Source organism: Kouleothrix sp. (assembly GCF_046328425.1).
In the GTDB taxonomy this organism is placed as follows: domain Bacteria; phylum Chloroflexota; class Chloroflexia; order Chloroflexales; family Roseiflexaceae; genus Kouleothrix.
In genome coordinates this window covers 19781-38351 of the sequence record NZ_JAXLWP010000040.1, presented here as the reverse complement: position 1 = coordinate 38351, position 18571 = coordinate 19781, and the positions used below count along the sequence as shown (strand labels likewise).

Annotated in this window: 20 protein-coding genes; 3 read left to right on the top strand and 17 right to left on the bottom strand. The window is 66.2% G+C overall.

The genetic code is table 11. The annotated features are described in order from the left end of the window. The first annotated feature begins 8 nt into the window (after window positions 1-8). Entirely contained in the window at window positions 9-1484 is a 1476-nt protein-coding gene (locus tag U0177_RS26675; protein WP_409573724.1) for a phytoene desaturase family protein, read from the top strand. A gap of 607 nt (window positions 1485-2091) precedes the next feature. Here U0177_RS26675 and U0177_RS26670 read toward each other — a convergent pair. The 11 genes from U0177_RS26670 to U0177_RS26620 all read right to left on the bottom strand — a co-directional run bounded on the left by U0177_RS26670 (window position 2092) and on the right by U0177_RS26620 (window position 10722). Continuing rightward, on the bottom strand, window positions 2092-2847 hold the full coding sequence (locus U0177_RS26670; RefSeq protein WP_409573723.1) for an SDR family oxidoreductase: 756 nt from the start codon (window positions 2845-2847) through the stop codon (window positions 2092-2094). 227 nt (window positions 2848-3074) lie between these two features. Beyond that, window positions 3075-4004, bottom strand: coding sequence for an ACP S-malonyltransferase (gene fabD / locus U0177_RS26665; RefSeq protein WP_409573722.1), 930 nt, complete (start codon window positions 4002-4004; stop codon window positions 3075-3077). An 84-nt stretch (window positions 4005-4088) separates the two neighbouring features. Continuing rightward, window positions 4089-5081, bottom strand: a complete 993-nt coding sequence (locus U0177_RS26660) for a beta-ketoacyl-ACP synthase III (protein ID WP_409573721.1) — start codon at window positions 5079-5081, stop codon at window positions 4089-4091. Window positions 5082-5170: 89 nt separating this feature from the next. Beyond that, window positions 5171-5368 (bottom strand): 50S ribosomal protein L32, encoded by a 198-nt coding sequence (gene rpmF, locus U0177_RS26655; RefSeq protein WP_409573720.1) that lies wholly within the window; start codon window positions 5366-5368, stop codon window positions 5171-5173. Between the two features lie 93 nt (window positions 5369-5461). Further along, complete coding sequence (locus tag U0177_RS26650) at window positions 5462-6007, bottom strand: YceD family protein (protein ID WP_409573719.1); 546 nt, start codon at window positions 6005-6007, stop codon at window positions 5462-5464. Window positions 6008-6117: 110 nt separating this feature from the next. After that, complete coding sequence (locus U0177_RS26645) at window positions 6118-6531, bottom strand: hypothetical protein (RefSeq protein ID WP_409573718.1); 414 nt, start codon at window positions 6529-6531, stop codon at window positions 6118-6120. Window positions 6532-6592: 61 nt separating this feature from the next. After that, a complete protein-coding gene (gene coaD / locus U0177_RS26640) occupies window positions 6593-7078 on the bottom strand; it encodes a pantetheine-phosphate adenylyltransferase (protein WP_409573717.1) in 486 nt (161 codons plus the stop codon). Window positions 7079-7111: 33 nt separating this feature from the next. Continuing rightward, window positions 7112-7705, bottom strand: coding sequence for a 16S rRNA (guanine(966)-N(2))-methyltransferase RsmD (gene rsmD / locus U0177_RS26635; protein ID WP_409573716.1), 594 nt, complete (start codon window positions 7703-7705; stop codon window positions 7112-7114). A gap of 2 nt (window positions 7706-7707) precedes the next feature. Further along, window positions 7708-8556, bottom strand: coding sequence for an arginase family protein (locus tag U0177_RS26630; protein WP_409573715.1), 849 nt, complete (start codon window positions 8554-8556; stop codon window positions 7708-7710). 3 nt (window positions 8557-8559) lie between these two features. Next, window positions 8560-9882, bottom strand: a complete 1323-nt coding sequence (locus U0177_RS26625; protein ID WP_409573714.1) for an aspartate aminotransferase family protein — start codon at window positions 9880-9882, stop codon at window positions 8560-8562. Window positions 9883-9987: 105 nt separating this feature from the next. Continuing rightward, the gene (locus tag U0177_RS26620; RefSeq protein ID WP_409573713.1) at window positions 9988-10722 is read right to left on the bottom strand and encodes a metallophosphoesterase family protein; all 735 of its coding nucleotides are present in this window, start codon (window positions 10720-10722) and stop codon (window positions 9988-9990) included. 104 nt (window positions 10723-10826) lie between these two features. Here U0177_RS26620 and U0177_RS26615 point away from each other — a divergent pair, with 104 nt between their 5' ends. Next, window positions 10827-12299 carry a GerMN domain-containing protein gene (locus tag U0177_RS26615; RefSeq protein ID WP_409573712.1) on the top strand — a complete coding sequence of 491 codons (1473 nt, stop codon included), beginning with the start codon at window positions 10827-10829 and terminating at the stop codon, window positions 12297-12299. Window positions 12300-12410: 111 nt separating this feature from the next. On the opposite strand, the gene U0177_RS26610 is transcribed toward U0177_RS26615, so the two are convergent. Genes U0177_RS26610 through U0177_RS26590 form a run of 5 tightly spaced genes read right to left on the bottom strand, consistent with a single transcriptional unit; the run spans window position 12411 to window position 14910 of the window. Continuing rightward, window positions 12411-12746: a hypothetical protein gene (locus U0177_RS26610; RefSeq protein ID WP_409573711.1), complete on the bottom strand. Its 336-nt coding sequence runs from the start codon at window positions 12744-12746 to the stop codon at window positions 12411-12413. Then, window positions 12743-13021, bottom strand: coding sequence for a hypothetical protein (locus U0177_RS26605; RefSeq protein WP_409573710.1), 279 nt, complete (start codon window positions 13019-13021; stop codon window positions 12743-12745). Before U0177_RS26605 ends, U0177_RS26610 begins: the two co-directional genes overlap by 4 nt. Window positions 13022-13034: 13 nt before the next feature. Then, on the bottom strand, window positions 13035-13559 hold the full coding sequence (gene cas4, locus U0177_RS26600; RefSeq protein ID WP_409573709.1) for a CRISPR-associated protein Cas4: 525 nt from the start codon (window positions 13557-13559) through the stop codon (window positions 13035-13037). Continuing rightward, the gene (locus tag U0177_RS26595; protein ID WP_409573708.1) at window positions 13559-13798 is read right to left on the bottom strand and encodes a hypothetical protein; all 240 of its coding nucleotides are present in this window, start codon (window positions 13796-13798) and stop codon (window positions 13559-13561) included. Before U0177_RS26595 ends, cas4 begins: the two co-directional genes overlap by 1 nt. A 50-nt stretch (window positions 13799-13848) precedes the next feature. Next, window positions 13849-14910, bottom strand: a complete 1062-nt coding sequence (locus tag U0177_RS26590; protein ID WP_409573707.1) for a M50 family metallopeptidase — start codon at window positions 14908-14910, stop codon at window positions 13849-13851. 442 nt (window positions 14911-15352) lie between these two features. Between U0177_RS26590 and U0177_RS26585 the strand changes: the two genes are divergently transcribed. Continuing rightward, complete coding sequence (locus tag U0177_RS26585) at window positions 15353-16483, top strand: FAD-dependent monooxygenase (RefSeq protein ID WP_409573706.1); 1131 nt, start codon at window positions 15353-15355, stop codon at window positions 16481-16483. Between the two features lie 267 nt (window positions 16484-16750). On the opposite strand, the gene U0177_RS26580 is transcribed toward U0177_RS26585, so the two are convergent. Continuing rightward, window positions 16751-18382, bottom strand: coding sequence for a nickel/cobalt transporter (locus U0177_RS26580; RefSeq protein WP_409573705.1), 1632 nt, complete (start codon window positions 18380-18382; stop codon window positions 16751-16753). Between the last annotated feature and the right edge of the window lie 189 nt (window positions 18383-18571).

Genomic DNA, 18571 nt, shown 5'->3' with positions numbered 1-18571 from the left:
ACCTGAGAATGTCTGTGGAACAACCAACGATCATCGTCGGCGGTGGGCTCGGCGGCCTGGCCGCAGCCATCCACCTTGCCGCCGCCGGCCGCCGCGTGCTGCTGCTCGAAAAGAACGAGCGCGTCGGCGGCAAGCTCAATATCGTCGCCGAGGCCGGCTATACCTTTGATACCGGCCCTTCGCTGCTGACCATGCCGTGGGTGCTGCGCAATCTGTTCGCCGCCGCAGGGGCGCGCCTCGAAGATGAGCTTAGCCTGGCCCAGATCGAGCCGACTTGCCGCTACACCTGGCCCGACGGCACGCGCTTCGATGCATTCCAATCGCTGCCGCTGCTGATCGACCAGATCAGCCGGCTCGAGCCGCGCGACGTCGACCGGTTTTTGCGCTTTCTGGCCCATACCTCGCGCATCTACGACGCGGTGTCGCGGCCGTTCCTGCTACAGCCCTTCGACGGCCTGCGCGACCTGATCACCCCGGCGCTGCTGCGCGATGCCTGGAAGATCGACTCGCTGCGCACCGTCGACCGCGCGGTCTCGTCGTTCTTCCACAGCCCGTACCTGCGCCAGGTGTTCAATCGCTACGCCACCTACAATGGCTCGTCGCCTTACCGCGCGCCGGCGACCTTTAACCTGATCGCTTATGTCGAGCTAGTCGAGGGGGGCTGGTATATCCGTGGCGGCATGTATATGCTGGCGCGCGCGCTCGAGCGCCTGGCCCGCCGCATGGGCGTCGAGGTCCGCACTTCCGCCCCGGTCGAGCAGATCGTCGTGCGCGACGGCGTGGCGCGCGGCGTGCTGGTGGCGGGCACGCCGATTGAGGCCGCCAATGTGATCGTCAACGCCGACCCGCGCTACGCCTACGAGCAGCTGCTGCCCACCGAAACCCGCACCGCCGCGCGGCTGGCGCGCCTCGAGCCATCGTGCAGCGGCTTTATTCTGCTGCTGGGCATCGCGCGCGAGTACCCGCAGCTGGCGCACCACAACATCTTCTTCTCTTCCGATTACCCGCGCGAGTTTGCGGCGATCTTCGATCGCGGCGTCGTCGCGCCCGACCCAACTGTGTATGTCTGTGCTTCGTCGATCACCGACCCGCAGCATGCGCCGCCCGGCCACACCAACATGTTTGTTCTGGTGAATGCGCCAGCGCTTGGCTCGCGCGTCGGCTGGGAGCGCGAGGCCCTCGGCTACCGCGACCTGGTGGTGCGCAAGCTCGAGCGAATGGGCCTGGCCGATCTCGACCGCCACGTCGCCTACGAGCGCATCATTACCCCTGCCGATCTGCAAACGCGCTACAACGCCGTCGGCGGCGCGATCTATGGGCCAGCCTCGAACCACCCGTTCAGCGCGTTTCTGCGCCCGCCGCTCCGTGCCCGCGGGCTGCGGCGGCTGTTTTTCGTTGGCGGCGGCACCCACCCTGGCGGCGGCATTCCGCTGGTGCTGCTTTCCGGCCGCGCCGTGGCCCAGCGCGTCCTGGCTGTGCGCTAAACACTTTTCACTACTGCAGGTAGTAGGCCGGAAATTCATGCCGCTGCGGCGGGCCACAGCACCCCACAGTTGACATATCGGCCTGGTTAATCGTTAATTTTCGATAAAAGAGTGCTTGACGCAGCCGGCCGGCCGGCGTATCATGCCCGCGAAGCCTCAAGAGAACATCGCAGCACAGCCGGAACCTTGAAAGCCGAACGACGGCCCAGGATTAGACCAGCGGCGCACTCCCACAGGTGTCACGATGACGGGGGCCGACCGTGTGTCAGAGGAAATGGCGATAGCTCAAGGGAGCGCGCCAGGGAGGCTGACAAGCAAGCGCCGGGCTGCTGATGAGTAGACGGATGCTGTGTGAGTCGAAACTAGGTTCTTCGCAGCAAGCTCTCACTGTGGAAGCTGTATGCTTGAAGCCACAGAAGCAACGAGGGCATTGCCTGAGCGTAAAAGCTGGCCAGCTGATGCAGCTGAGAGCCGAGCGACGCGCAGACCGCTGAGGAGTAGAACGGCGAACAAGGAGCGGGAAGCGGTGTTCTCTTGGGCATCACCGTACGAAGAAATTGAAACATAGGCAGGCGAGCGGCACGGCTCGCCTGTTTGTGTGTTGGCGTCAGGTCATCCGCCAGCCGCCATCCACCGCCAAAGTCTGCCCGGTGATATACGAGGCGCCAGGCGAAGCCAAAAACACCACCGCCGCCGCCACTTCTCCGGGCCGCCCAGGCCGCCGCAGCGCGATCACCCGCTCGCCCCACGCGCGATCCTCGGCAGGCACGCGCTCAAGCATCGGCGTGTCGATCAGGCCCGGCGTGATCGCGTTGACGGTAATATCCCAGGCGGCAGCCTCGCGCGCGAGTGCGCGCGTCAGCCCTAGCACCCCGCCGGTCGCCGCTGAGTAGTCGGCCTGGTTGGCGCCGCCGCCAATCCCGTGCAGCGCCGACACATTCACAATCCGGCCGTAGCGCTGGCGCATCATCGGGCGCATCACCGCGCGGCAGGTGTGGTACACGCCGTCGAGGTTCGTGGCCAGCGCATCGCGCCACTGTTCGGCGCTTATTGCGCCAAACCCGGCATAGCTCGCCGCGCCGGCGCAGTTCACCAGAATATCGAGCCGGCCCCAGCGGGCGACTGTATCGGCCACCAGCGCGTCGACCTCGTCGCGCGCGCGCACGTCGCAGCGGGCCGTTGCCACCGCGCCAGGCAGCCCGGCGCAGGTATCCGCCAGCGCAGTGGCGGCGGCGGCGTGCTCGAAATAGCCGGCAACCACATTCGCGCCGCGCTCGGCCAGCATGCGCACGACCGCCCGGCCAATACCGCCCGAGCCGCCAGTGACGATCGCAACTTGCTCGGCAAACTCCAAACCGCTCATGGCTGTATCACATCGAATAGTTGCGTGGGCCGGCAAGCCGAACCGTGCCCTTCAAATTGCACTGTTCTTTCAGAATCTGTCTGAAAAGGGTGGTTTGGAGACACGAAGTCCCTCCAAATATCACTCGTTCGGCGGGGGCGGCCACATTCGTGGCCGCCACCCGCCAGAAGGGTGCGAGGGGCATAGCCCCTCGCGCACCGCCTTTTCAAACAGGCTCCAGACAGGCTCTAAACTTCGCTTGCCAGTAGTGCGTGAATATCGGCCAGGTCGCTGATATTCACCAGCTGTACGCCCGGCGCGATCCGCTTAATCAGGCCCGTCAGCACGACGCCAGCGCCAATCTCGACGAACGTGTCGACGCCAGCGGCCACCATGGCGCGCACCGAGGCGATCCAGCGCACCGGCGAAGTCACTTGCGTCACCAGCTCATCGCGGATCTCGGCCGCCGTCGCGATCGGCCGGGCCGTCACATTCGACACCACCGGCACGCTCGCGTCGGCCATTCTGGCCTCGCCAATCGCCACGGCCAGGCCTTCGGCTGCGGCGCGCATCAGCGGCGAATGAAACGCTGCGCTCACCTTGAGCGGCAGCGCACGCTTGGCGCCTTGCGCTTTCGCCAGCGCGCACGCGCGCTCGACAGCCGCACTGGCTCCACTGATCACCAGCTGGCCCGGCGAGTTATAGTTTGCAATCACTACCGGTGCGCCCTCGGCCGACGCCTCGCGGCACAGCGCTTCGAGCGGCTCTTCGTCGAGCCCGATGATCGCGGCCATGGCGCCCTGGTGCGTTGCGGCCATAAGCTCGCCGCGCCGGCGCACCAGCCGCAGCGCAGTGGGCACGCTCAGCGTTCCGGCCGCCACCAGCGCCGAATACTCGCCCAGGCTGTGGCCAGCCACCAGCGCCGGCGTCGGGCTATACCCCGCCTCGTCCATCGCCGCGAGCAGCGCCGCGCTGGTGGCCAGCAGTGCGGGCTGCGCGTTTTCGGTCGCCGTCAGCTCTGCCTCTGGCCCATCAAAACACAGTTTCGACAAAGCAAAGCCGAGCGTTTCGTCGGCCTGATCGAACACCGCGCGCGCCGCCGCCGAGCTCGCGTACAGGTCGCGGCCCATTCCCACCGACTGCGAGCCCTGGCCGGGAAAGACGAATGCCAGCGTCATACGTTACCCTTCACCACAAACAAAGAGATAAGGAGACAAAGAAGCGGCGCTGCCTCCTTGCCTCCTTATCTCTCTGTCGACCCGTCACGGCCGGCCCCAGCGCACCACCGACGACGCCCAGGTGAGCCCGCCGCCGAATGCCGTCACCAGCACATAGTCGCCGGGGTTCAGGCGGCCCTGGTCGGCCGCCTCGGCCAGCGCGATCGGTATGGTCGCGGCCGACGTGTTGCCATAGCGGTCGAGGTTGATAAACACCCGTTCCATCGGCACGCCAAGCCGCTTTGCGGTAGCATCAATGATCCGCAAATTCGCCTGGTGCGGCACCACCAGCGCAATATCGTCCTTCGACACGCCGGCATCTTCGAGCGCCTGCGCCGACGAGTCGCTCATGCCGCGCACCGCCAGCTTGAAGATCTCGCGGCCGTTCATGTACACGTACTGGCGGCCTTGCTCGAGCAGCTCGGGGGTAGCGGGCATGCGCGTGCCGCCCGCGTCCACCGCCATCAAGTCTTCGTCCTTGCCCGAGGCGCCCAGTACGCTCGAAAGCTGGCCGTAGGGTTCGTCGCTAGGCTGCAGTACCACCGCGCCCGCGCCATCGCCAAACAGCACGCAGGTGTTGCGATCGTTCCAGTTAATATAATGGGTAAACACATCGGCCGAGATGAACAGCACGTTGCGCGCCGCGCCGCTGCGGATCATGCTGGTGGCCACGCTCAGGCCATACACAAAGCCGCTGCACGCCGCCGCAATATCGAAGGCCGCCGCGCGCGCGATGCCGAGGTTCGCCTGCACGGTACAGGCGGTGGCAGGGAAAGGCCGGTCGGGCGTGCATGTCGCCAGGACGATCAGGTCGATCGCGTCGGCGGGCAGCCCAGCCTGCGCCAGCGCGCGGCGCCCAGCCTCACTCGCCAGCGTCGAGGTGCTCTCGCCTGGGCCAACTACCCGGCGCTCGCGTATGCCGGTGCGCTCGATGATCCACTCGTCGGAGGTATTGACTATCCGCTCGAGCTCGGCATTCGTCATTACGCGCTCGGGCACAGCGAAGCCCCACCCTGTAATCGCGGCATACCTGGCCATAGCAATCCCTTACAACGACAAAGGATGAAGGATGCGCCGCATAATCACGCTGCATCCTTCATCCTTTGCCCGAGGCGCCCAACCGCATGCTATTCGCTCTCCGCGGCGCTGCTCTGCTCGATCACCTGGCGCCCGCGGTAGCTGCCGCAGTTCTTGCACATGTAGTGCGAGCGCATCAGCTTATTGCACTGCGGGCACGTCACCAGCGACGGCGCGTCGAGCCGCTGATGCTGGCGGCGATTGCCACGGCGGTGGCGCGAAACTTTCGTCTTCGGTACGGCACCCATGTTCTAGCCTTGAATCCTTTCCTACGCTGTGTATCTCACGTATTATCGATGGTATAGCGCCGGCTGGTGCTCGCCGCCCGGCGACCCCAGCACCTAGTCATTTAGCAGCCGCTTCAGCACCGCAAAGCGGTCGTCATTGCCATCGCTGCTGCACCCGCAGTCGCCCAGGTTCCGGTCGGCGCCACAGGTCGGGCACAGGCCCTTGCAGTCGGGCCGGCATAGCGGCTGCATTGGCAGCTCGATCACCGCATACTCGCGCAGCGCTTCGCCCAAGTCTACCAGATGGCTCTCGTCAATGTAGAATGGATCTTCTTCGTCGGGCTTGGGCAGCGGCATGCCGGTGTTGACTTCGATGCGCGAGTGGAATTCATCACGGAAGTGCAGGTCGATCCGCTGCTGCGAGGGGGCCAGGCAGCGGATGCACGGCATCTCGACCACGCCTTGCGCGTCGACATCGGCCAGCACCCCGGTGGCCGTGCGGGTGAACCGCACTTTGCCCTCTAGCTGCCTGAGCGTCGTTTCGTCGTCCAGCGGGAGCGCGTCTTCGGCGAAGGTGTAGTTTCGCCGCCCGCCCACTTCCTCGCGGAGCAACTGCGCAACGTTGAACTTCAGGTCGGTCAATGGTTTGTGTATGTGCATGGTAGGGTACGCTCCTGCGTACTCACAGAAGCTGCATTATAGGCGAGCTGCGCCGCGCTGTCAAGCCACAAACGCCGCTTCTGGCTATTTCGAATTCTGCCGCGCGGGCCTCACCGCGCCTCGGCCTCGCCGGGGCGGCCCAGCTCGCGCAGCCCGTTCTGAACGCTCGCGCTTAGCCGCACAAGCCGCTGCTCGAGCTCTTCGAGCACCTGCCGCGCGTACTCGTCGGCGCCCTTGCGCGTCGCCTCGGCATCGCGCTCGGCCAGATCGAGCAGCCGTTGTCGCTCCGCTTCCACCGCTGCCAGCAGCCCCTGCTCTTCCATGGCCTGGCGCACGTGCGCCTGGGCCTCGCCAATCAGGCGCTCCTGCTCGGCAATCACCCGGCGGGCCTGTTTCAGCTCCTCGGGCACCGCCACGCGCATTCGATCAATAATATCCAGAATGCGCTCCTCGTCGACAAGCAGCCGATTGCCGAAAAACATCCGGCGGCCTTCGGCCAGCGTGTCTTCGAGTTCGTCGATCAACTGATCTAGCTCGATAGCCGATCACCCCCTTCGTAGAGCTCTGCTTGAATATGCCTCGGGCCTACTCCCTGCCGCGGTAGGCCCGCTGCAGCGCCATCACCACATGCGGCGGCACCAGCCACGATACATCGCCACCCAATGAGGCGATCTCGCGCACCGTGCTTGAGCTGAAGAATGTATACTGGTGGCCAGCCATGAACAGCACCACGTCGATCTCGGGCGCCAGCTTGTTGTTGATCTGCGCCATCTGAAACTCGTGGTCGAAATCGCGCGGGTCGCGCAGCCCACGCACAATCACCGATGCGTTCGCCTGCCGCACATACTCGACGGTCAGCTCCGAGTATGTACCGACTTTCACACGTGGCAGGTCGCGGATGGCCTCTTTCACCATCGCGATCCGCTCGCTGGTGCTGAACAACAGGTTCTTATTCGGCCGGTCGAACACCGCCATGATCACGGTGTCGAACAGGCGCGACGCGCGCGTCACTATATCGAGGTGCCCATTGGTGATCGGGTCGAAGCTGCCCGGGTACACGGCGATCGTCACGACTCGCTCCTTGGCCGAGTCGCAAGTGGCGGCCTACGCTTCGCTGGCCGCTTGCTCTTCGCGCTCGGCGGTCTCTGTGGCTATTTCATAGATTGAGAAGCAGGAATCGCCCAGACGGCGGAATTTGCGGCGGCGGATGCGCTCATATCGCTCGGCGAGCGCCACCCGCGGCGAGTGCCCAACGATCAGCAGCCCTTCGTCGGCCATGAGCCCCGAGGCGCTTACAATGCCGATTGTCGCTTCAATTGCGGGGTCGGCGTATGGCGGATCCATCAGAATTATATCAAATTTCTCCATTGGATGAGCCGTGGCCAGGTAGCGCCCCACCTGCATCTGGTGCACACGCGAGCGCTCGAGAAAGCGCGTGTGCGCCAGGTTCTCGCGAATAATCGCGCATACGTGCGCGCGCATCTCCACAAAATCGGCCCACGCCGCCCCGCGCGACAAACACTCAATGCCCAGCGAGCCAGTGCCGGCGTACAGATCCAGCACGCGCCCGCGGATCGGGCCATAGCCCTCTAGCACCGAGAACACCGCTTCTTTGACCCGGTCGAGCATTGGCCGCGTTGTCATGCCTTTGGGGGCTTTTAGCCGGTGCCCTTTGGCCGAGCCGGTAATCACACGCATGGCTAGGCACCCCGCTCGAGCGCGGCTTCGATCACCCGCAGCGCCGCGCCAACAGTGCGGCCCTCGCTGTCTTTCTCGGGGTTCACGGCCGTCAGCGCCAGCGCGGCCATGTTCCCCAGGCCAGCCACCTGCTGCGCCAGGCGCTCGAGCTGCGCCACGCTCAGGCCCGGCGTCGTCGGGAAATCGACGCCGGGCGCAATCGCCGAGTCGAGCACGTCGATGTCGATGTGCAGGTACAGCTGCGGCAGCGAGCCAAGCGCGTGCAGCGCCCGGTCGAGCGCGGTGGTGTCGCCGCCAATCTCGCTGCTGCGCACAAGCATCACCGACGACGCTGCCAGCGCGCGCTCTTCGAGCGGGTCGAGGTCGCGCGCGCCCACCAGCGCCACATTGCGCTCGGCCAGCGGCTCCAGCCCGATCTGCTGGCGTAGCGCGCCCAGCCCACGCCCAACTGCGCACGCCAGTGGCATGCCGCCCAAGTAGCCGCTGATGCTGATCTCGGGGGTGTTAAAATCGCCGTGCGCATCGATCCACACTACTGCCGTATCGGATGGCCGGCCCAACCCCGCCAGCGCGCCAAGCGACACCAGGCAGTCGCCACCGTTAATCAGTGGAAAGCGCCCGGCCGCGCGCGCGCGCGCCACTGCAGCAGCCAGCTGCGCCTGCACCGCGCCAATATGCGCTTCACGCGGCTCGGGCGCCTCGGCCACGCTGATCGTTTCGCTCGCCACGTCGTGGCCCTGGCCGGCGAGCCGCTCGGCCAAGCCGGCACGCGTCAGCGCGGCAGGCGCGCGGCCCATGCCAACCTCAAGCTGGTCGAGGTTATAGGGAACGCCAAGTAGTGCGATGTTCATTGCTTACAGCTCATCAAGCGTGGCCGCGAACGCCGCCACAGTCGCCGCAATATCCGCCTCGGTGTGCGCCGCCGACAGAAACCCGCTCCTGCCGCGCATGAGGTCGACGCCATGGTTGTTCAAGCCCAGCCGCACCTGCCGCAGCAGGCGCGGGTCGCCGCCGCTCTTCAGCTCGGCCACTGGCGTCTCGCGCGGCAGCTCGCCTGGCGCGAACTCAAGGGTGCTGCCGGCCAGCAGGTGAAAGATCGACGCATCGCCATACACCGCCCAGCCAGCCAGCTCGCGCTCGCGCAGGGCCGCGTTCATACGCGCGATCAAGCTTTGGCAAGCCGCGGCTGCGTGTGCGCCTGGCTCGCCGCTAGCCACGCGCTCGAGCATCGCCACCCCCGCCGCCGCCGAGAGCGGGTTGGCATTAAACGTGCCGTTATGGCGGATCTTGTGGTCGCGGTTCCAGCTGGCATCGGCGAACTCCAGGTGGTGCATAATCTCGGCACGGCCGCCAACCGCGCCGCCTGGCAGGCCGCCTGCCAGCACCTTGGCCAGCGTCGTCAGGTCGGCGCGCACGCCAGAGCGCTGCTGCACGCCGCCGGGTAGCACCCGAAAGCCCGTCACCACCTCGTCGAAGATCAGCACCGCATCGCGCGCGCTGGCCAGCGCGCGCAGCTCGCGCAGAAACGCGTCGGGCAGCGGCACCGCGCCATACGACGCGCCGGTTGGCTCGAGGATCAGCGCGGCCACGTCGCCGCGCGCCAGCGCTTGCTCGATCTGGCCAAGATCGGCCGGCAGCACCTGCGTGGCGCCCAGCAGGCTCTCGGGCACGCCAGCCGGGCTCGGATCGGCCGGCGCGTCGCGCGTGAGCAGGTCGTGCCAGCCGTGGTAGTGCCCAGACAAGCGGATCACGGTTGTGCGGCCGGTGTAGGCGCGCGCCAGCCGGAGCGCGAGCAGCGTCGCTTCGGTGCCCGAGGCGGTGAAGCGCAGGCGCTCGATGCTTGGAAACAGGCGCATCACCAGCTCGGCCCAGCGCAGCTCGATATCGTGCTCGGCGCCGTAGTGGGTGCCGCGAGCCATCTGCTCAGCTACAGCCGCCACGATGGCAGGGTGCGCGTGGCCCAGCAGCAGCGCGCCGTGGCCGGTCACATAATCGACCAGCCGGTTGCCGTCGACATCCCACTTATGCGCGCCAGCGCTACGCTCGACATACAGCGGGAATGGGTCGACAAAGCGGCCGTCGTGCGTTACGCCGTTCGGAAACACGCTCATGGCTCGGGCATAGCGCTCGGCCGAGCCGCCGTGCAGGCGCCGGTACTCGGTTTCAATTCCCGTCATTGCTCTCACCTATCAGCCGCGTATCAGCGTGCGCGCCGCGCGCGGCGTGCCAATTCTGGCGCCAGATTCGTTGTATGATTCAGGGTGAAGCTGATATCGGGGCAGCTACATGCCGTATTCCAGCCGGCGCACAAGCGCTGGCGGCAGGCGCGCCTCGCGCATCTGGCGCTGTGTCTGCGCGATATCGTACTCGACGCGCTTGAACATTATCGTGCCGGCTTCAGTATCCAGCAGCGCGTAGGCCGCGCGCGGATCTTGGTTGCGCGGCTGGCCAACGCTGCCGGGGTTGAAAAAGTAGCGATAGCCCGGCTCGAATTCAACAAGCAGCTCGGCGTCGGCCAGCATCGGATCTTCAACCTGGCCGTCGGGCAGCTGCCGCACGAGCAGTGGAATATGCGAGTGGCCAATCAGGCACACCTGCTGGCTAAACAGCTCGAAGTTACTCTCGGCCTGCGGGCGCGAGAGCAGATACTCCCATACTGGCTCGCGCGGGCTGCCGTGCGCCAGCAGAAAGCGCTCGCTCAGATCGATCCGCGGCGACAGCTCATCCAGCAGCGCGCGGTTCTCGTCGGTAAGCTGGTGGCCATTCCAGATATTCGCGGTGCGCGCGTCGGGGTTAAAATCAGTCAGATCAAGCTTGCCCAAGCAGGCCAGATCGTGGTTGCCGCTCAGCATCACGTCGGCATGATCGCGCATCGCCTGCACGCACTCGTTTGGGCGCGGGCCATAGCCGATCGTGTCGCCCAGGTTCCAAAGCTGATCAAACGAGCCCGCCACCGCGAGCACGGTTTCGAGCGCGATAAAGTTCGAATGAATATCTGAAACGATCAAAACGCGCATAGCTGTTAACCTTCAGTAATCGGCGGACTTTGCGATAGCCGAACCGCGCGGCGTATAATTATGCCAGTGCATCGTACCACACTCGATGGAGGCCCAGCACTCCTATGGCCGAACCAACCGGGCACTGCCCATACCTGGGGCTGAAGCAGAACCGCGCGATCCGCTTTGCTTCGCCAACCGCCGAGCATCGCTGCTATATCAGCGGCGAGCCGCGCGAAATCCCAGTGGATCAGGCAGGCTTCTGCCTGTCGCAGGGCCATGTCCAATGCCCATTATACATGGGTTTAACAGTCCCTTCAACGAACGACCCAACGCTGGTGCTGGCCCCCACTCGCACGCCCGGCCTGCGCGGCTGGTTCGCCGCGCTCTCGCCACGCGATCGGCTGATCTACTCGCTGATGCTGGGGATGCTGGCGGTGATCATCGGGATCTACCTGCTGGTTGGCGTGCAGACGCTGCTCCGCCGCAGTGGGCTCCCGCAGATCGGCCAGGCGCCCACCGCCTCGCCGGTCGAGCAGCCCAGCGCAGCGCCCACCGCCGCCGAGGCTACAGCGGCAGCCACCAGCGCCCCGCCCTCGCCAACCGAGGTAGCAACCGCGACCCCGCCACCCGCGCCTACGGCCAAGCCAACCGACGCGCCGCTGATCCTACCGCCAACGCCGCTGCCGACCCAGGCACCCACCAGCACGCCCGGCCCTACCAGTACGCCCGGCGCTGCCAGCGCGCCCATGCCTACTGCAATACCCAGGCCTAAGCCAAGCAGCACGCCCAGGCCCGCGGCGACGCAGCCGCCTACGCCAACCCAGCAGCCAGCCAATGTCAGCGTCAAGCTAGTGACGCTATACTTCGCCGATCCCAGCGGCAAGCTGCTCGTGCCAGCACAGCGCAACACCCGCGTCGAAGACAACCGCATTGCCGAGGCCGCGATCAACGAGCTGATTGCCGGGCCGCGCAATGGCCTAGGCCGGCTGGTAAGCTCCGATGCCAGCCTACTCGATATTCATATAGAAGGCGGGCGCGCAACGGCCAACTTCGATCGCGACCCCGGCGGGATCGACTCGCTTGTCTTCACGCTCACCGAGTTCCCCAGCATCAGCAGCGTGCAGATCCAGGTGAATGGCGCCGACCAGGGCGGGCCGCGCGCCCGGCCCGTGCTCAACCCGATCAACCCGCAGAATCTGGCGGTCGACTACGGCAGCACCGAATTTCTGCCGCTCTACTTCCCATCGGCGGGTAGCAGCTACGACGTTCGCGTCATCCGCATGGTGCCGAAAACCAAGCAGGTTGCCGAGGCGACGGTGCGCGCGCTGCTCGAAGGCCCCGGCCCGTACGAAGGATCGCTGCGCCGCGCTATTCCAGCAAATACCGAGCTACGCGGAATCAAGCTGCAGAATGGCGTCGTACTGGTCGATTTCACACAGCCCTTCGCCGATGCGCCCGAGCTGGACGCGGCAATGCGCACGGTTGTCGAGTCGCTCACAACACTGAAAACCGTCAGCGGCGTACAATTTCTGGTAGAAGGCCGCGCCTTTGCCGACGGCAAGGTTTTCCGCCGCCCATCGATCAACCAAGAGTAGCGCGCCAGCAGCGGCAGAATCGCGCCACTCAGATGCTAGCATCTGAGTGGCCGCGATTACTTTGCCGCCGGCTATTCGCCCAGGCTCGCTGGCGCGCGTATGCTCTCAGCCTCACCACCACAAGCCAAGCTCGTGCACCTCGCTCTCGGGCGGCACGACGCAGCAGCGCTCGCACACCCGTAGCGGAATACCTGTGTGGTTTTGCTCGACAAGCTTCTCGCGCTCGCCGCAGTAGCGGCATACGCTCAGGTTCGCGATCTCGTCGGCGCGCCACAGCTGTGGCGATACCAGCATCTCGACGCGCTGCTTGAAAGTGAGCAGCGCCACTTTGACGCATACAGCCGCCGGAAATACTTCCTCAACCCGCGCAAACAGCTGGTATTTGTACGAATATACTTCGTCGCCGATCGCAATATCGCGCATTCGCGGATGCTGAACAATTTTCATACGCTTCCCAGGCGCGCGAGCAAGCCGCGCAAATCGTCGTCGCCAAGCCGAAAGCCTGGCTCATCGCCAAACATGAGATCGTCCAGCGCGCCGCTGATTGCCGCCTCGAACCCCGCTTCAGCTTGCTCGGCGCCTAGTTCAAGCGCATAGAACCGATCGAGAGCCCACGCGGCCAGCGCCACATCGTCGACGCGGCCAGCCAGCCGGGCTTCGATCTGCTGTGCAACCGCCGTGCGAGTAATAATCGTATCGCCGGGCGCGGGCTGCTGAGCCATTGGCGCTGTACCTTTACTCCTCAGAGGCTTCGAGCGCCTGGTCGCACTGCTCGTAGAAGCCGCATCCCCAGCAACGACGCGCGTCGTCGTGGCTGCGCTCGCAGTCGACATCGGCCAGCGCGTCGCGCATCTCGTCCAGAATGGCAAGAATGTCTTCGCGCAGCTGCTCGCTATAGTTCAGCCGGAATGTATGCTCGGCGTAGCGCAGCAGCCCGTAGGGCGGGGCCACGCCGCTTGTCTCTTCAACCAGCACGCAATACGCGGCCAGCTGCATCAGGTCGGATTCGTAGGGCCGCCCCGCACGGCGCCCAGGCTTTACCTCGACCGGAATCGTGGAGCCGCGCACGCTGAGCAAATAGTCGGGCCGGCCGACCAGCCCAATGCGCTTAGCCATCAGCGGCTTCTCCGGCGCATGGCCGCCAGTATCCCTGTACACCACCGGCGCCCAGGGCAGCCCAGTAGCGCGCCGCAGCCGGGTAGCCCATATGCCAAGCAGCAGCGCCAGCAGCAGCAGCGCCAGCCCGAGCGTCACGCCCATCAGCGCCCTGCCACAATCAGCGCCAGCGCAGCCACAAGCAGCAGCACAGCCACGAGCAGCAGCGCGCGGCTACCCACCACGGCGCGCCCATGGCGGCGGTGCAGCACCGAGCCAAACTCGCGCCGCTCACGGCCCGACGGCTCCCAGCCGAGCGCGCGACGCAGCCACCAGGCCCGCGCGCAATACACATACTCGCCGATCTCGCTGGCACGGATGATCGCGAGCCGCTCTTTAGACAAAAGATTTACTCGTCAGGATACTATCTGCCGCGCAGCGCGGCGGCCCGGCGCTACTGGCCGCCCAGCACCGGCGCGCCGCCGATCCAGTTTGCCACGTCCGAAACGGTGATAATCACCATCAGGCCCATCAGCATCATAAAGCCGACGGCGTGCACCATGGCTTCTTTCTCGGGTGGGATCTTCTTGCCGCGCCGCGCCAGCTCGATCAACGAAAACATGATATGGCTGCCATCGAGCGCCGGGATGGGCAGCAGGTTCACCAGAAACAAGTTCAGGCTAATCAGCGCCGTCCACTGCAAGAAGCCAACCAGGCCATCGCGCTGGATCACCTCGCCGGTGCCACGCGCTATGCCGACAACGCCGGTCACTCCGCCGGGCGGCGCCGGGTTCAGCCCGAACCAGCCGCCGATCATCTGCCCAAGCCCACCAACAAAGCGGCCAAGCACTTCCCATGTGTAGCTGAACCCAGTGGCCATAGCTGTGGGCAGGCTGGCTTGCACAATCTGCGGATTAGCGCCATACGAGAAGCCAAAGCCCACTTCGTAGGCCTTGCCCTGCTCGTCGACCCATGGCCCTGGTGTAACCGAGAGGCGTAGCTGCTGCTCGCCGCGCTGCACCAGCACCGGCAGCGCCACGCCTGGGTTGCGCCGCCCGATCTGGCCGATCAGCGAGAGATTGCGCCCGATCGCGCGGTTGCCCAGCTCGAGCATAATATCGCCAGACTGAAAGCCAGCCGCGGCGGCCGGCGTGTTGGGGTACACCTTGTCGATGCGCGCGCCGTCGGCGGGGATGCCCTTAAAAGCGAACAGTGCGCCAAAGATCAGAAATGCCAGCACGAGGTTCATGAGCGGGCCGGCCACCAGCACCAGGATCTTTTTCCAGGGCGCAGCCTGCGAGAGGCTACCAACGCCATAGAGCGTCTCGCCTTCGCCGCCAAAGCGCACAAAGCCGCCGATCGGCAGCCAGTTCAGGGTATACTTCACGCCATTGCGCTCGAACAGCGTGAGTGCGCGCGGCGGGTAGCCCAGGCCGAATTCGTCGACTTTGATGCCAAGCCACACCGCGGTGAGGAAATGCCCCAGCTCGTGCACTAGCACAAGCAGACCCAGCATTACAAAAAATGCCACCAATGTAACAAAGCCATTCGGGATCGGCAAACTCTCCAACGCTCTATCTCCTCGCAGGCCCGGCTGCGGCACCGCATGCCGTGGTATTGCGCGTCAGTATGCTGAAAAGCCGCCCATGCGCCGCCAGCCGGCGCGGTGCGTCAGCCACCGTTTTTGCCCGAGCTAAGTGTACCTTGTTGAATCGGCGCTGTCAACACAGTCGGGCAGTGTGGCAGGGCGGGTGCCACCTCGGGGGGGCGCCCCCCCCCCCCCCCCACCCCCCCACCAAAGTGACATAATCAAGCGAATGTGCTATCAGCGGGGCAGGTTTGCCAGCGGCAGCCTGAGCGTTGCGTGCGGTGTTTCCACGCGGAGCGCCGAAGGCTGAGCGCGCCAGCTGTATAAGCCCTAACAGCTTTTCAGCCAGGCTCTACCAGAAAGAAACCATATGCGAATTCTGATCATCGGCGGCGGCATTGGCGGCCTGACGGCGGCGATCGCGCTGCGCCAGGCCGGCCTCGATACCACGGTGTTCGAGCGCGCCGCCGAGCTGCGCGAGATCGGCGCGGGCATTACGCTGTGGGCTAACGCGATCAAGGCGCTGGGCCAGCTCGGCCTGGCCGGCGAGATCATGGCGCTGGGGATGCCCGAGCTGCAGGGCAGCATCCGTAGCGCCGGCGGCCAGGTGCTCGCCCGGCTCGACAACGCCGCGCTGCGGGAGCAGTTTGGCGCGCCTAGCGTGGCGCTCCACCGCGCCGATCTGCAATCGACGCTGCTGGGCGCGCTGGGCCGCGAGCATGTCCAGCTGGGCCGGCAGCTCGTCCGCTTCGAGCAGGATGTTGCTGGAGTGACGGCCCACTTCGCCGACGGCAGCAGCGCGCGCGGCGACGCGCTCGTCGGCGCCGACGGACTGCACTCGTCCGTGCGCGCCCAGCTGCACGGCCACCGGCCGCCGATCTACGCCGGCTACACTGCCTGGCGCGCGGTGGTGCCGTTCGACCATGCACGGCTGGCGGCGGGCGAAAGCTGGGGCCGTGGCATGCGCTTCGGCCAGGTTGCCCTGGCGCGCGGCCAGGTCTACTGGTTCGCCGCCAAGAATACCCCGCCGGGCGAGCGCAGCCCCGCCGGCGAGAAGGCCGCGCTGCTGGCGCTGTTTCGCGGCTGGCACGCGCCGATCGAGCAGCTGATCGCCGCGGCCGACGAGGCGCAGATCCTGCGCAACGATATTTTCGACCGGCCGCCGCTCGAGCACTGGGGCGCCGGCCGCGTCACGCTGCTGGGCGACGCCGCCCACCCCATGACGCCGAATCTCGGCCAGGGCGCCTGCCAGGCGATCGAGGATGCGCTGGTGCTGGCGAAGATGCTGCGCGGCCAGCCCAACCCGCTCTACGCGCTGCGCGAGTACGAGTCGCGCCGGATCGGCCGCACCGCCTGGCTGGTGGCCCAGTCGCGGCGCGTTGGCGCCGTGGGCCAGTGGCAGGGCCCGCTGGCGGTGCGCCTGCGCGAGCTTGCGGCGCGCTACCTGCTGCCGGCCGTCCAGTCGCGCCAGCTGCGCGCCATCCTCAGCCACGAGGTGTAGCTCGGGCGGCTGGGGAAATACAACTAGGACGTACGCAGTTGGCGCGCTCAGCCTTCGGCAGAGCGGTACTCTTCTCCGTCTCGTGTGCGGTTTTTCTGCGCGGAGCGCGGAAAATGGACACAGAAGGTGAACAAGTACCATGCTGCCGCAGGCTCAATCTCCCCCCTTCGGGAAACCGAATCACGCAAGTGCATAACTCCTAACAACCATAACAAAGACACCAAGATTCAGCCGAATCTTGGTGTCTTTGCGTTTTGGTGGTAAAAATTAAAGCTTCACGATCCCAGCCTGCGCCAGCGCGCCTAACGCGATCGCCAGCCCCGCCAGCGTCACGAAGCCGGCGCTGGCCACCGGCAGCGCGCGCAGCAGCCGTCCATCGGTTGGGAAGCGCTCGAACAGCCGCCGCGCGTACACCAGCAGCAGCCCAATTCCCGTCAGCACCCCGGCCAGCCCTACGCTGAACGCGACGATCAGCAGCATGCCGAAGGCGACCCGGTGCAGCGCGATTGCGCTCAGCAGCACCACTAGCGCCGAGGGGCACGGCAGCAGCCCGCCCGATATGCCTAGTGCCAGCAGGCCGCGCCACGTCACCGGCTGGCCGTCGGCGCCGGGCGGCATGTGGTTGTGGCCGTGCGGCCCGTGGTCGTGGTCATGCGGCCCGTGGTCGTGGTCGTGGTCGTGCGGCCCGTGGCTGTGGTCGTGGTCGTGCGGCCCGTGGTCGTGCGGCCCGTGGTCGTGGCCGTGGTCGTGCGGCCCGTGGCTGTGGTCGTGGTCGTGCGGCCCGTGGTCGTGGTCGTGGTCGTGAATAAATTGAAGCCGGCTTGTACTCAGCGCCCTACCGCTGTGGCGGCGCCGTAGCAGCCCGCCCAGCCGGCTGCGGAACAGCATCAGCCCAATGCCAACCACCAGCACGCCGCTGATGAATTCGAGCCAAGGGTACAGCTGCTCGGGCAGCACATAGTTCGAGATCCACAGCGTCACAAAGCCCAGCGCGAACACGCCGGCGGTGTGCGTGATCGTGGTGGTGAGCCCCAAAAACACCGCGTGGCGGGCGGTGCCGCGCGCGCCCACCAGGTAGGCCGCCACGATCGTCTTGCCGTGGCCGGGCGTGAGCGCGTGGCCCGCGCCCAGCAGCAGCGCCAGCAGCAGCGCCAGCGCAACCACTGCAGGCGTCAGCTCGCGCGTGGCGATTAGGCTGGCGAACTGGTCGGGCACCCGCGCGCCGGCCGGCTGCGCCGCGCCATCCAGCTGCCGCGCGGCATTGCCGCCCGGCGCGCCAAACGTGGCAGTGGCGCGCGCCTCGCGCACATTCAGCGGGCTGCTGAGCATGTCCTGCGGGTAGCTGCGCAGCTCGTCGCTCTGATCTTGCGCCGGCGCGCTCGCGTCGCTGAGCGCCACGCCATCGCCTGCGCGCAGCACGATCTCGCGCCAGCCGATCCGCTCGGCGAAGTTGCCGTCGCTGTAGGCCAGCGCCAGCGGCTGGGCCGCGCCATCCAGCGCCGCCGTGAGGTCGAGCTGGATGCGCAGCGTCGGCAGCCCGCCCTGGCCTTCGGGGAAGCTCAGCGCCTGCGCGGCCGGCCGCAGCGCCAGCGCCTGGCCGTTCGCGCTCAGGCTCAGGCCGGCCAGCAGCGCCGGCACCTGCCGCGCCAGGTAGGCGTCGCGCTCGGCTGCGTCGACCTGGCCGTCGGCGTTGGCGTCGATCGCCTGGCGCTCCTGAAACGCTGGTATCTCGGCCATGTCTACCAGGTAGCGCAGCTGCACAGCGTCGCGCCCGATCTCCAGCCGGCTGTACTGGTTCACGGTGAAATTGCCGAGCGGGTGGGCCTCGGCGCGCGCGGGCGCCAGCAGCAGCAGCAGCGCGAGCGCCGGCAGCAGCGAGCAGAGCCATCGTCTCATCATATTCCTCGTTTCTACAGTGCCTGGCGCATCGGGCGTGTTCGGCTATTTGAACCTACGCGGTAGACGGTTTTTGCCTGCGGCAGCATGGTACTCGCTCTTTTTCTGTGTTCGGTTTTTCCGTGCTATGTACGGAAAAACCGAACACAATTGGTAGAAAGTACCGCTCTGCCGCCTGTCCTGAGTGGCAAC

What these genes read in the sequence shown, in the direction of transcription:
- U0177_RS26675 (WP_409573724.1), top strand. Translation starts at nt 9, where the DNA reads ATGTCTGTGGAACAACCAACGATCATCGTCGGCGGTGGGCTCGGCGGC.
- U0177_RS26670 (WP_409573723.1), bottom strand. Translation starts at nt 2,847, where the DNA reads ATGAGCGGTTTGGAGTTTGCCGAGCAAGTTGCGATCGTCACTGGCGGC.
- fabD (WP_409573722.1), bottom strand. Translation starts at nt 4,004, where the DNA reads ATGACGCTGGCATTCGTCTTTCCCGGCCAGGGCTCGCAGTCGGTGGGA.
- U0177_RS26660 (WP_409573721.1), bottom strand. Translation starts at nt 5,081, where the DNA reads ATGGCCAGGTATGCCGCGATTACAGGGTGGGGCTTCGCTGTGCCCGAG.
- rpmF (WP_409573720.1), bottom strand. Translation starts at nt 5,368, where the DNA reads ATGGGTGCCGTACCGAAGACGAAAGTTTCGCGCCACCGCCGTGGCAAT.
- U0177_RS26650 (WP_409573719.1), bottom strand. Translation starts at nt 6,007, where the DNA reads ATGCACATACACAAACCATTGACCGACCTGAAGTTCAACGTTGCGCAG.
- rsmD (WP_409573716.1), bottom strand. Translation starts at nt 7,705, where the DNA reads ATGCGTGTGATTACCGGCTCGGCCAAAGGGCACCGGCTAAAAGCCCCC.
- U0177_RS26630 (WP_409573715.1), bottom strand. Translation starts at nt 8,556, where the DNA reads ATGAACATCGCACTACTTGGCGTTCCCTATAACCTCGACCAGCTTGAG.
- U0177_RS26625 (WP_409573714.1), bottom strand. Translation starts at nt 9,882, where the DNA reads ATGACGGGAATTGAAACCGAGTACCGGCGCCTGCACGGCGGCTCGGCC.
- U0177_RS26620 (WP_409573713.1), bottom strand. Translation starts at nt 10,722, where the DNA reads ATGCGCGTTTTGATCGTTTCAGATATTCATTCGAACTTTATCGCGCTC.
- U0177_RS26615 (WP_409573712.1), top strand. Translation starts at nt 10,827, where the DNA reads ATGGCCGAACCAACCGGGCACTGCCCATACCTGGGGCTGAAGCAGAAC.
- U0177_RS26610 (WP_409573711.1), bottom strand. Translation starts at nt 12,746, where the DNA reads ATGAAAATTGTTCAGCATCCGCGAATGCGCGATATTGCGATCGGCGAC.
- U0177_RS26605 (WP_409573710.1), bottom strand. Translation starts at nt 13,021, where the DNA reads ATGGCTCAGCAGCCCGCGCCCGGCGATACGATTATTACTCGCACGGCG.
- cas4 (WP_409573709.1), bottom strand. Translation starts at nt 13,559, where the DNA reads ATGGGCGTGACGCTCGGGCTGGCGCTGCTGCTGCTGGCGCTGCTGCTT.
- U0177_RS26590 (WP_409573707.1), bottom strand. Translation starts at nt 14,910, where the DNA reads ATGCTGGGTCTGCTTGTGCTAGTGCACGAGCTGGGGCATTTCCTCACC.
- U0177_RS26585 (WP_409573706.1), top strand. Translation starts at nt 15,353, where the DNA reads ATGCGAATTCTGATCATCGGCGGCGGCATTGGCGGCCTGACGGCGGCG.
- U0177_RS26580 (WP_409573705.1), bottom strand. Translation starts at nt 18,382, where the DNA reads ATGATGAGACGATGGCTCTGCTCGCTGCTGCCGGCGCTCGCGCTGCTG.